Origin of the sequence: Geomonas terrae, assembly GCF_004791675.1 — a bacterium.
Taxonomy (GTDB): Bacteria; Desulfobacterota; Desulfuromonadia; order Geobacterales; family Geobacteraceae; genus Geomonas; species Geomonas edaphica.
The window spans coordinates 16924-29533 of sequence record NZ_SRSC01000003.1; the positions used below are offsets into that span (position 1 = coordinate 16924).

At 58.7% G+C, this 12610-nt stretch carries 10 protein-coding genes; 6 read left to right on the forward strand and 4 right to left on the reverse strand.

The annotated features are described in order from the left end of the window. Nucleotides 1–69: 69 nt before the first annotated feature. The 4 genes from E4633_RS11840 to proC all read right to left on the reverse strand — a co-directional run bounded on the left by E4633_RS11840 (nucleotide 70) and on the right by proC (nucleotide 3249). Nucleotides 70–1305, reverse strand: coding sequence for a site-specific integrase (locus tag E4633_RS11840; protein ID WP_162604989.1), 1236 nt, complete (start codon nucleotides 1303–1305; stop codon nucleotides 70–72). Nucleotides 1306–1668: 363 nt separating this feature from the next. After that, nucleotides 1669–2151: a DsbC family protein gene (locus tag E4633_RS11845; RefSeq protein ID WP_246038077.1), complete on the reverse strand. Its 483-nt coding sequence runs from the start codon at nucleotides 2149–2151 to the stop codon at nucleotides 1669–1671. A 16-nt stretch (nucleotides 2152–2167) separates the two neighbouring features. Then, nucleotides 2168–2452 carry an acylphosphatase gene (locus tag E4633_RS11850; protein WP_135870478.1) on the reverse strand — a complete coding sequence of 95 codons (285 nt, stop codon included), beginning with the start codon at nucleotides 2450–2452 and terminating at the stop codon, nucleotides 2168–2170. Beyond that, nucleotides 2449–3249, reverse strand: a complete 801-nt coding sequence (proC, locus tag E4633_RS11855) for a pyrroline-5-carboxylate reductase (protein ID WP_135870479.1) — start codon at nucleotides 3247–3249, stop codon at nucleotides 2449–2451. The genes E4633_RS11850 and proC overlap by 4 nt, the downstream gene beginning before the upstream one ends. A gap of 161 nt (nucleotides 3250–3410) precedes the next feature. Here proC and E4633_RS11860 point away from each other — a divergent pair, with 161 nt between their 5' ends. The 6 genes from E4633_RS11860 (at nucleotide 3411) to E4633_RS11885 (ending at nucleotide 12594) form a co-directional block, all read left to right on the forward strand. Further along, nucleotides 3411–4580 carry an MFS transporter gene (locus E4633_RS11860; RefSeq protein ID WP_135870480.1) on the forward strand — a complete coding sequence of 390 codons (1170 nt, stop codon included), beginning with the start codon at nucleotides 3411–3413 and terminating at the stop codon, nucleotides 4578–4580. A gap of 878 nt (nucleotides 4581–5458) precedes the next feature. Next, nucleotides 5459–6790, forward strand: a complete 1332-nt coding sequence (locus tag E4633_RS11865) for a hypothetical protein (RefSeq protein ID WP_135870481.1) — start codon at nucleotides 5459–5461, stop codon at nucleotides 6788–6790. Beyond that, nucleotides 6780–7217: a cytochrome C gene (locus tag E4633_RS11870; RefSeq protein ID WP_198419434.1), complete on the forward strand. Its 438-nt coding sequence runs from the start codon at nucleotides 6780–6782 to the stop codon at nucleotides 7215–7217. The genes E4633_RS11865 and E4633_RS11870 overlap by 11 nt, the downstream gene beginning before the upstream one ends. After that, the gene (locus tag E4633_RS11875) at nucleotides 7205–7855 is read left to right on the forward strand and encodes a hypothetical protein (RefSeq protein WP_135870482.1); all 651 of its coding nucleotides are present in this window, start codon (nucleotides 7205–7207) and stop codon (nucleotides 7853–7855) included. The genes E4633_RS11870 and E4633_RS11875 overlap by 13 nt, the downstream gene beginning before the upstream one ends. A 43-nt stretch (nucleotides 7856–7898) precedes the next feature. Next, complete coding sequence (locus E4633_RS11880; RefSeq protein WP_135870483.1) at nucleotides 7899–9392, forward strand: fibronectin type III domain-containing protein; 1494 nt, start codon at nucleotides 7899–7901, stop codon at nucleotides 9390–9392. A 94-nt stretch (nucleotides 9393–9486) separates the two neighbouring features. After that, nucleotides 9487–12594: an OmcA/MtrC family decaheme c-type cytochrome gene (locus E4633_RS11885; protein WP_135870484.1), complete on the forward strand. Its 3108-nt coding sequence runs from the start codon at nucleotides 9487–9489 to the stop codon at nucleotides 12592–12594. The last annotated feature ends 16 nt before the right edge of the window (nucleotides 12595–12610 follow it).

Below are 12610 nucleotides of genomic sequence, written 5' to 3' on the forward strand. Positions count from 1 at the left end.
ACTTTGCCTGTGGAAAAGCTAGTGAAATAAGGGGCGCGATTTTCAGAAAATTTGAGGATATGCATGCGGCTACAAGCTCCTCTCATGACATTTGGCAATGAAAGTATTGATTCGGGAAAGATCAATGTCGTACGACAATCTTTCAATTGCCTTCCTGAGGACGTGTACGGAATAACCTTTACCATAGCGCCCGAATGTCATGTCATTGACGACATGTCCGATCAACTCGGAAACTAGCTCTTTAGGCTCCCCTAACTGTTTTAGTTCATCAACAACGGTATGCCTGAATGAATGGAAGACCTTTCCTTTTTCTGTCTGTATATTTGTTGCAAACCAGTGATTGAACTGTCCACCCCACTTCTTCCCCCAAGACTCGCGCCACTGGATAAAACCCCACAAATTTCCTGTGTCTCTGCCTTTTGCTCTTACTCTGCAAAACTCTAAGAAACCAATTTGAATCAGCACCGAATGGATAGGGACGAGCCTAAGCCCAGCTTCAGTCTTGGTTGTTTTTTCTCCTTTGCAGTTAATGTCAAAGACCCACACCCCTTCTTCCTGTCGGATGTCGGCCCTTTGCAGTTGACATATCTCTTCCTTTCTCATTCCGCTATATAGCGCAATGAGTGGTATCCATACATTACACTCGTCACCATCCTTTAATGGAATGGTGGCGAAGATCATTTGAAGGTCTTTTGTGTCAAATCTCTTACGTTCCGAGTCGTGGCGACCTGTCAATGTTAAAATTAAACCTTCTGCGCAATTTATAGGGCAGAGGGTAAGCCGTACAGCCCACTTGAACATAGAAGATAAATGGACGATGTGCGTATTGCAGGTCCGCTGGCTTACGCCTTCGGCCATCAGTGTTGAGCGTAGACGTACAACATCTTCTCGCGTGACAGCGTTTATATCCCTGTCTCCTATGATCGCAACGTTCTTAGCGAAGATGGTCTCATAGTCCCGTAGCGTCCGTTTCTTTAGGTTGGGCTTCTTTTCCTCAAGGTACATGCGGATCGCATCAGAGAGCATTTTCTCTTGTGCCTGAGGCTTCTTCTTTTCTTGAAGATGGCTTAAGGCTATCTCCATCTGTTCTGGTGTTAAAATTCCAGAGCGCATGAGGATAAAGGCAGTCTTCGTCTTGCCCCTCAGGGGCTCTACGGCAGCCTTAGCCTCTGAGAGGCTAGAAGTTTTGAGAGATTTGACAAGGTGCTGGCGGCCCCCGAAGTGGGCCTTAAGGTCGGTAGGAATCTTGATAAGGAAATAGTAGTTTCTGCCTCTGCGGTACAGATATTCGGCTACGGAAACCATTGGACACAACCTCCAAAAGTTGTACATCTGGTTATACACTTTTGGAAAGTTGAACCGCCTTGTGGGGGTAACACGCTGGAAATACACAAGTAAAATTCAGTTCCCGAAGATCCAGTACGGCTACTTCAACCGGACGCGCGAGAACTTCTTCCCGGAGGGATATGAGAAAGGGTGGCCGATCAAAGGCAGTTCCGGTCCGCGATGATCTTCCGAGTCCCTCTCCCCCTGGGAGAGGGTGCCCGGAGGGCGGGTGAGGGCGTTGCCACGGAGTGAGGTATTGTAGCCGCCGAGGCCCTCACCCAGACCCTCTCCCGAGGGGAGAGGGGAGTGGTAGTTGCACGGCGGGAGAGGGAATGAGGAGGGCTATTTCAGCAACTGCTCCAGCTTCTTCAGGTCGAAGCCCTCGACGATCCTGCCGTAGATCATGAAGGTGGGGGTGGCGTTCATCTTGTTCTCCTTCGCGATCTCTTCGTGCTCCTTCTGAAGCTTAATCCCGGCTGGGGTGATCTCGGAGAGCTTTCTCTTGTCGAAGGTGTCGGAAGCCGCCTCGTGGAACGCCTTCGCCTTGTCCTTCGCAGACAGGATGTACCGGACCTTGTCCTTGGACATCGGATGCGTTTTCAGCGGGACGAAGAAGACGTAGCGTGTGACGTCGGCCCGCTTCTGGAAATAGGCCTCCGCCTTGCGGCAGTAGGGGCAGTCCGGGTCGGTGAATTCGATCACCGTGGTCTTGCCGTTACCGATCTTGACCGCCTTGTCCAGATCGAGGCTCTCCTTCGCCGCAAATGCCGATGCAGCGATGAGTAACGTGAGCAGGACCACAAGCAGCGTCATCCATCTATTCATTGCGTCTCTCCTGTGACTATTCATCGCCGTACCTGATGCTGAAACCGGTGCACTCACCGGTGTACTGACCCGCCTTCTCGATCAACTCGTCCACGCGTGCGGCTTCCGGACCCCGCCGGCACCACTGCACCATGGCCCGGACATCGTCTTCCTCCCCTTCGAAACACCCCTCGACGGAGCCGTCGGCCAGGTTGCGCACCCAGCCGGAGACGTTATGGCGGGCCGCGGTCCGGGCGGTGTGGTGCCTGAAGGCGACCCCCTGCACCCGGCCGCGCACGAGTACCATCGTCCTTACTTTCACTTTTCCCCCAGCTCCTTGGAGCGCGCCACGCAGACGTCGACCGCGTTGATGGTGGCGGCGCGGAAGCCGTCGCGGTCGAGGGAGTGCATCGCGGCGATGGTGGTCCCTCCGGGGGAGGCGACGTTGCTTTTCAGTACCGCCGGGTGTTCGTGGCTCTCGAGGAGGAGCTTCGCGGTGCCGAAGACGGTCTGGGCGGCGAGGGCGGTCGCAATGTCACGGGTGAGGCCGTGCTTCACGCCTGCGTCACTCAATGCCTCGATGAAGGTGAGCACGTAGGCCGGGCCGCTGCCGGAGACGCCGGTTACCGCGTCGAGGAGCTTCTCTTCCACGACGCAGGTGGTCCCGACCAGGTCGAAGATCCTGCGGGCGAGCACCAGGTCGTCCTCGGTGGCGTTGTAGCCGCGGGCGATCGCCGATGCCCCTTCGAGCACGAGCGCCGGCGTGTTGGGCATGACCCGTACCACGCGGGCGCCGGCCCCCAGCATCCCCTCGATGGCTGCGCTTTTGACCCCGGCCATTATCGATATGAAGAGCTTGTCCGGCGTCGCTTCAAGGTGGGAGAGCACCTGGGAGGCGACCTGCGGTTTCACGGCGAGGATCACGGTGTCGCTCATCCGGCAAAGGGCGACGTTGTCCGAGAGCACCTGCACGCCGTAACGCTCGGCGAGCTGCTTGCGGCGCGGCTCGGAGGGCTCGGAGACCGCCAGCTCGGCGGCAGGAACGCCACCCGCCAAAAGCCCCTTGATGATCGCCTCGGCCATGTTGCCGCCGCCGATGAAACCCGTTCTCTTCTCCATGCCTTGCCTCCCGCCTCTGTAAGGATTTAGTTCCAGTGATACGTAATAAATCCGACCCCAAATGTCAATAGAATTGATTAGATTTAATTATTGTTGGTGCGGCGGCTGAGGCGGTTGTCACAGTGATCCGATAGGCTAGACTGAAACCCTGGAGGTGCGCCGTGTTCAAAGGCATTACCGGCAACGTTATCATCCTGGGGCTTGTCAGTTTCTTTACCGACGTCTCAAGCGAGATGATCTACCCGCTTTTGCCGTTGTTTCTTACCGGAGTGCTTGGAGCAGGTCCTGTATTCCTCGGGGCCATTGAGGGAGTGGCTGAATCCACCGCCTCCTTTTTGAAACTTATCTCCGGCATCGTGTCTGATCGTGTGCGCAGCAGGAAAGGACTGGTTCTGTCGGGGTACGCGATCTCCTCGTTGATGCGGCCTCTGATCGGGAGCGCCGGCACACCGCTCACCGTGCTGCTCATCCGGACCGGCGACCGGGTAGGGAAGGGTATCCGCACCTCGCCGCGCGACGCGCTGATCGCCGATTCCGTGGAGCCTTCCATGCGAGGGAAGGCCTACGGGTTCCACAGGTCGATGGACCACGCCGGGGCTTTGGTCGGGCCTCTCATCGCGACCTTTCTGCTTGCCTACTTCATAAGCGACCTGCGGCAGCTCTTCTGGCTTGCCGGCATCCCGGGGATCGCGGCTGTCCTTCTCATCATATGGAAGGTGCAGGAAACCCGACAGGTCCTTCAACCCGGGCGGCGGTTGCACCTGACCGCGCTTCCCGCAGGTCCGCTCAGAAGATACCTGCTTATCCTCTTTCTTTTCACCCTCGGCAATTCCTCAGACGCCTTTCTCCTTTTGAAGGCAGGAGCGGTCGGGACCCCGGCATACCGCCTGCCGCTTCTGTGGGCTTTCTTTCACCTGGTGAAGATGCTCTCCACCATGCCCTTTGGCGCCCTCTCAGACCGTATCGGCAGACGGTCTGTGATCGTTGCCGGCTGGTGCGTCTATGCCCTGTCCTACCTGGGCTTCGGCCTCGCCCGAAGCGAGGTCGAGATCTGGCTCCTCTTCGCGCTCTACGGAATCTTCTTTGGCCTTACCGAGGGGGTGGAAAAGGCGTTCGTGGCCGACCTGGCCAAGGAAGCGGAAGTCGGCGCCGCGTTCGGGTGGTTCCACTTCGCCGTTGGTGCAGGCGCACTGCCGGCGAGCCTGCTGTTCGGAAGCATCTGGCAGCTTGAAGGGGGCGCTGCTCCCTTTCTCTTCGGCGCGTCCCTGTCCGGTGTGGCTGCCATTCTACTTGTCACCGTGGTAAAGGTGCCGTCTCAGTGCCGGCACTGAGTCTGTGCCGCCTCCTGAAGTCATTCCCCCCACAGTCAAAGTCATTGATTCCTCGTCGGAAACAACAGCCCGTGTGACTTTTCCTCCTGAAAGAGCATTTTTTCCCTAAAGCATGTATTAGCATTGCCGATAATGACCTTTATGTCTGGAAGCTTACTCGTTCTGTCAAAAAATAGACAATACAAGGCAACTCTATGACTACATCATGCCTGTTATTCCAGTGGTCTCTGAGTGGTTTGAGTTATATTCCAGATGTTTATGCAATTGGTAAAGATCGTGCAAATTGTTCAGTGTGCGAGACTCCGGCGGGAAGGGCAATTAGCTTCGGCGCGCGGGCCTAAGAGCGGCAATCCCGGCACAACGTAGCCAGAAGTCTTTTGTATCAAGGTATAAGTACTGCTGATGCGCCGTGCCCCGCACAAATCGACGACCGCTCACTGTGACAAAAAAGTGACTTTTCCTCATTGTACTTTTGTAGCAACGGTGTGACGGTGTCATAAATATTTACTAATATCATTTCTGCTAATGCCGGCTGCGAGCAGCCACTGTATTAAATAAATTTTACCTGAGTGAGCAAAAAATGTTTCCAATCCGGCTTGCACTACAAAAAAGCTGCAGTAACTTTAGCAGTGGTCCCAATTAGTCAAGCACATCCGCTAACATGATTCTAAGATTTTATTAATATAGAATAATGACTGGTGTGCCAGCACGCCTAAGAGTATTCCCGATTATTTCGTTTTTCTTATAAGTAGAAACTTTACAATTTGTGACAGTAATGGATGGCGGCATCTCCGCTTGGAGAACCGGCTCCCTGTCGTTCGTTCACGCAGCAGCGGATTACTGACTAACGATTCACACTACGAAAAGGAGGGGATGTCTTGATAAGCCACCAAGAAGAAGGTTCAGGACGCGGAAAAAGTAGTCTCCTGAGGACTGCATGGGTGGTGCTGGCGGCGTCTTCGGTGATGCTGGCCCAACCGGTCCTGGCAGCTGACTACACTATTACCGGCAGCTCCAACACCTACCTGCGCATGACCAGGACGATCAGCAAGGACGACCTCTACCCGCTGTACGAGTACCTGCGTTTCTCGGTATCCACGGCGGAGAAGGACGGCAGCTCCGTCTCGCTGCACCTCGGCGCGTGGGGTCGGCTCGACCTCGTCGACAAGTCCAGCGATCACTACACCGACGGTGATCTACAGTACGGCTTCCTTAGCTACCAAGGTGCGAAAAACAACCTGGTGGTGAACGTGGGACGCCAGTTCGTCACCGAAGGGGTGGCGAGCGAGAGGATCGACGGCCTCTACGCGAGAAGCGATTTCGCCGCCGGTTTCACGGGCGCCGCCTTCGTCGGGCAGCCCGTGGTCACCGACCCGAGCTACAAGGGAGGCGACTACATCTACGGCGGCCGCCTGGCCCAGGGCAAGGCGGGGCTCTACACCATCGGGGTGAGCGCGCTCAGAAACGAGTCCGATATCGCCCGCGACCGCGAGGAAGAGGGGATCGACGTCTGGCTTCATCCCGTGAAGCAGGTCGACCTGACCGGCCGTTCCAGCTACAACTCAATCACCTCGGGGTGGATGGAGCATGCCTACACCCTGTCCCTGGCGCCCATCGATGCAGTGACCTTGAGCGCCGATTTTTCCCGGATCAACTACAGCGACTACTTCTACAACGTGACCACCACCGCGTTTGCCCTTAAGAACAACGGCGGTGTGCTCGATCCCAACGAGGAGCTGACCACGTACGGCGCGAGCGCCGCCTGGACGCCTAAAAAGGACCTGACCGTCGCGGCTGAGTACAAAAAGTACGACTACGACATTCAGGGCTCCGGGGACTACGTGGGCGGGAAGGTGGCTTGGACCGCACCGGGGTCGCTCTCCGTCGGGGGGTCGGTGCACCGGATGATCGGGGACTCCGAGCGGCTGCGCTACTACGACTACCGGCTTTACGCACTGAAAAAGGTCGGCCACGCCGAACTGGGACTCGACTTCTACAACGTGATCTTCGATCGCCCCATCGACAGCGTGAAGAGCAGCTTCGCGTTGACCGGCATCGCAGCTTACGAGGTCACCGAGAAACTGAAGGTCGGCGGGGACGTCGAGTACTCGCAGAGCCCGGATTTCGACAGGGAGTGGAGAGCGCTCGTCAAGGTCGCTTACGCTTTCGACATGAAAACCGGCGAAAAGGGGGGCAAGAGTGAAAAGTAAACTTCTGATTCTGCTGATGATGCCGCTTATGGCATGTGTTCTCTTTGCCTGTGCCAACACTAACAGCGGCGCGAGGATCCATCCGGAAGCGGTTACGGGAACCCCGAACTGTACCGAGTGCCACACCGACGCCTATGCGGCCATGAACCACCAGGCCGTCGACTTCTTCAAAAAACACAGCATCTTCGCCACCAACGCGAGACGCTCCTGCAATTCCTGTCATGCCGAGTCCTTCTGCAGCGACTGCCATGCGCACAAGGAAGAGCTCAAACCCAGCGTCAAGTACTCCGAGGCGGTGGAGCGCACCATGCCGCACCGCGGTGACTACATGAGCCAGCACAGGATCGACGGCAAGATGAATCCTGCCTCGTGCGCCAAGTGCCACGGACGTCAGAACAACGAGAGGTGCGTGACATGCCACAAATAACGACAAAAGTTCTGTCTTTTGCGGTTCTTGGTGCGCTGGCGCTGGCCCTTTCGGGTTGTGGGGATGCAAACCCCAAGGCCACCTTCGATCCCGCGGCAGGGAAGCACCCGGCGAACTGGCTTCCGGCCGGGCACTCCGCGGCTGCCGAAGAGGACGTGAACGGCTGCGCCGAGTGCCATGGCGACGATCTCAATGGCGGTATCGCGAAGGTCACCTGCTTCGGTACAGCGGGATGCCACATCGGTGGGACCACGGCTATCCACCCGTTGGGGTGGGGGCAGGTCGCGTACCTGCGCCACCCGGCCTACATCGAAGCCAACGGTACGAGTACCTGCGCTACCGCCCTTTGCCACGGTACCGATCTGCTCGGCGTGACCGACAGCGGGCCTTCCTGTCTCAGCTGCCACCAGGGCGGCACGGCGCAGGCACCCACGATCCATCCGTGGGGTGCCGGCGGTGATCCGGACCTCAGTAAGCACTCGACCTGGCTTAAAGCCAACCTCTCCAACGGTAATTATGATTTCTCGACCTGCAGAAACGCAGTCTGCCATGGGACTGATCTGAAAGGCGCGTGGTTGAGTGGGCCGAGCTGCTACAACTGTCACACAAACGGTCCGCCGACGAGCCCGCAGAACTAGGAACCGGTGGTTCATTTCCCTGATAGCAGAAGGAGAACATAATATGTGCATCCCCTGGAAGAAATACCTTGCTGCCTTGCTGCTCCTCTGTCTGCCGTTGCTGTTCGCCGGCTGCGGCGGCGGTGGCGGTGGTGGCGGCGCTACCAAGACGGTCACAGGCGTCGCCAAGGTCAGTAATTCGATCGCCAAGGCGCATGTGGCTGTATACCGGCTTTCCCTTGATGGAACCCGCGGAGAACTGCTCGGTACGGGAACTACGGCGGACGACGGCAGTTACTCCGTGAAGGTCCCCGCTTCGGTCACCGGACCGATCCTCGTCAACGTGACAGGTCAGAGCGGTGCTTCCTACCTGAGTGCGAGCACTGGGCAAAAGGTCGACTTCACGAGCGCCGATTCCTTCAGCGCGGTTGTTGCCGACTTCAACCCTAATGTCCCCGTAACGGTGAGCCCGCTCACCGACATGGCGGCCCAGAAACTGCCGGTGATCCTTGGCAGACTGAACACGGCGGGGATCGACATCACCACCCCCGTGCTGCAAAGCGCGATCATGCAGGCCAACGGGCAGGTCGACAACCTCTTCCTCGTTACCGACATCCTCGCTTCGCCCACGGAAAGCATCAACTACCAGGCGGCTCTTCTGGTGATCGACCAGATGATCAAGGACTCCAATCTCTCCGACACCACCGCCGTCATGTCCGTCCTCAGCGCTGGCATCGCTGATGTGAGCAAGGCTCCCTACCAAACCTTCGTTGGGCTTTTCACCACGGCGGCCACCGAGGTGGTGGCGCGCACCCCGGCCCTTGCTACCACGGTGAACAACATCGTCCAGCAGGTCACCAGCGCAACCGAGCCGGCCTTCGCCGATGTTAATCCGCCGACCACGGTCACCGGCCTCGCCGCGACCACCTACGCCATCAATTCGACGACAAGCGCGGTGGTGCTCGTGTGGGAAGCCTCAACCGACAATACCGGTGTGGCGGGCTACGATGTTTACCGCGACGGCGTCAAGGTCGGCACCGTGACCACGAACACCTTCACCGACCAGCCGGTGACCTCGAATGTCACTTACTCCTACACGGTGGTCGCCTTTGACGCCATCGGCAACCGTGCGCCCGCCAGCGCCGCCCTCTCGGTGAAACCGAACCAGGCTTCGCTGAACGTAACGGTGAACGGGCAGATCTCCAACGACCTGCTTTCGCAGCTCGATATCATCGCACCCACCGCGCCGACCGGTCTTGCCGCGGTGACCTCGGCGATCTCCGGCACCAACAGTTCGGTCGCACTCACCTGGACCGCTGCTACCGATAACGTCGGCGTCACCGGGTACGACGTCTTCAGGGACGGCGTGAAGATAGGCACCTCGACCTCGACCAGCTACACCGACCAGTCGGTCACCTCCGCCGTTACCTACTCCTACACGGTGAAGGCGTTCGACCAGGCAGGTAACCGCTCCGCAGCCAGCACCGCACTCTCCGTAACCCCGAACAAGGCGTCTCTCGGGGTGACGGTAAACGGCCAGGTGATAACCGGCCCGTGAAGAATATAGCTCTGAAACAAAGGGGGAAAATTCTGGAATCGTTAGCAGTTGACAACGCACTATCCGAGCAGGACACAACAAACAGGAGGAAACTATGATTGGCAGAAACTTAAGGTACCTCGTAGCACTCGTTGTATGCGTGCTGCTGCCTCTCGCAGGCTGCAGCGGAGGGGGGTCCACCACCAAGATCACCAGCAAGGGGACCGAGGTGACCGTCGGCGGCAAGGTCGACGTCTCCAAGGCCACCGCGAAGACCGCGTTCCTGTCAGCTACTTCGGCTACCGCGACGAACCATGTCTTCGTCTATGATGCCCAGGACGGCGCCCAACTCGGCACCGCCGTCATCGACAGCAACGGGAGCTTCAGCGGGCTCACCTTCACCCTCCCTGCGGCCAAGACCGTCCTCGTCTTCAAGGCCGTCGTGGCTCAGGGTACCTTCCGCTCGCTGGTGCCGATCGATCTCAGCAATCCTCCTGCACCGGGCGTCATCACCGGCGCAAGCCCGATCTCCATCCTGATCAGCCAGCAGTCCACCGACATCGCGAAAACCGTGTCGGCCATGCTCGGCCTTCCCGGTGTACTTGGCGATGCGGGTCAGACCCTGACTTCCGTCGGCAAGACCTACACCGACTGTGCGACCCAGGTTACCAACGCAGGCGGCCAGATCCTCTCCTACACCACCAGCGGCCTCGCCCTGACTGGTACCGTCTCCAACACCGACATGCTGCCGGCGGCTGATGCCTCTACCCTTACCGTTGACGACCTGAACAACATCCAGCTCTCCGGCGCCGTAACCAGCGCCTTCGTCCCGGGCAAAAAGCCGATCGTCAACTTCACCGTCACCAACAAGGCAACCGGCAAGGGGATCAAGGGTCTTAGGACCTTCGCCCTCCACGTCGCCAAGCTGGTTCCGGAAACCAACGGCTCCAACTCCTACTGGCAGAACTACATCAGCGCAGGCCTTCCGCTTTCCGCCATCCCGGCCAACGTTCCCAGGGGGAGCACCACCCCGACTGCTCCGACCGTTCCGGGCACCGACGCTTCCGACCTGTACGTGAACGGCGTGAAAACCCAGAGCGGCTACACCGTCATCGACCACGGCGACGGCAGCTACACCGTCACCTTCGGCGCCGACATCACCGCCAACACCAATGTCGCCTATGACGCCAACGCTACCCACCGTATCGGCATCTCGGTGCGCTCCGTTGCGGTTCCGGGCGGCTACGCCGGCCCGATCAACCCGGCAACCAACGCAGTACAGGCCGTGTTCACCACCCCGAACACCACCAACATGTTCTACGACTTCACCCCGGCAACCGGCGCGGTTCTGGTCGACACCAACAACGCGCGTACCTACGCACGTGACATCGTCGCCACCAGCGCATGCGACAGCTGCCACTACAAGCTCGGCCTTTCCGCCGGCAACATGCTTTCCGGCCACACCGGCTCCAGGGTTGACACCAAACTCTGCGTAATGTGCCACACCAACCAGTTCGACAGCGGCGAAGGCGAGTTCGTCACCTTCATCCACCGCATCCACATGGGCGAAACCTTCAACGACGCCAACGACACCTGGACCGTTCCGACCGGCGTCCTCGTGACCTACGGCGAGCAGACCTATCCGCAGGATATGAGAAACTGCGTGTTCTGCCACAAAGGCAAAGACGTCAACAACTGGAAGTCCAAACCGACCCGTAAGGCCTGCGGCTCCTGCCACAACGCCTTCGACTTCGCCAACCACCAGGGCGGCCAGACCGACGACTCTTCCTGCGCAGGCTGCCACGCCGGCACCACCTCGACCGTAGAAGTAGCCACCGCCCACCTCGCGGTACAGGATCCGGACCCGGCTGCTCCTGAACTCGGCGGCACCAACACCCACACCTATGCCGGCTACCTCCCGGCAGCAGGGATCACCGTTCCGGGCGCTGCAGTCGTCACCTGGGATGTGAAAACCGTAGGTCTCGATTCCAACCGTCACCCGTCCATCACCTTCCGTTTCGTGAAGAACGGTACTGCGGTTGCATTCAACACCTACCAGGCAGGCGTAGTCACCGACATGATGACCGGCTTCACCGGCGCACCGAGCGTATACTTCGCATACTCGGTACCGCAGGACAACATTCCGTCCGCGACAGTGGCTCCGGCTGACTTCAACGCCTCGGCTAATGCATGGATCAAAGCGGTCTGGAACGGTACCAACACCAATGCGACCATGACCGGACCGGACAGCAACGGCTACTACACCATCGTAATCACCAACCAGACCATCCCGACCTCCGCCAAGATGCTGACCGGCGGCATCGGCTACAGCTATGGCAGTGGCAGCACCCCGCTGACCCAGACCGACCTCAGCTCGCTTACCGTGCCGTCGGCTCTGAAGACCAAGTGGGCCTACAACGCCACCACCAACGTGGGCGGCCTAATCGTGGTGACTCCTAACGTCTGGAAAACCGCAACCGGCTTTACCGCACGCCGTACCATCGTCAGCAACGCGAAGTGCAATGCCTGCCATGCTGCACTCGGCATCGCACCGACCTTCCACTCCGGCCAGAGAAACGATGCACCTACTTGCTCGTTCTGCCACACCGTGAACAAGACCAACACCGGTTGGGCCATTAACGCGAAGGATGCGATCCACGCGATCCACGCCGCCGCGAAACGTACCAACAAGTTCTCCTGGGAAGCAACCGCAGGCGACAAGTACTGGAACACCACCTATCCTGGCTACCTGCAGGATTGCGAGCAGTGCCACGTAACAGGCACCTATGACTTCAGCGCAACCGCATCCGCCGCTGCCGTCACCAGCCTGCTGCCGAGCACCGCGGCAAACGGCACCATCAACGCCGCGGCCTACTCGATCCTCACCGGTTCAGAGAACGTTCTCTCCACCGACTACGTCAAGTCGCCGTTCGTCACCGCAGGTGCCTCCTACGGCGCCGCCTTCAGCTACAACGGCAATACCGGTGTCACCACCGCTGCAGCCGACACCACGCTGATCATCTCGCCGATCACCGCGGCCTGCTTCTCCTGCCACGACACCACCCAGGCGCAGGCGCACATGAAGCAGTTCGGCGGCGCGATCTACGAGGCGCGCAGCACGGCACTTCTCAAGTCCGAGACCTGCCTCGTCTGCCACGGCACCGCTTCCAACGTGCTGAACGAAAGGGTCCCGACCATCAAGGCAGTACACCGCTGGTGGTAAAATGATGCAATCCTGA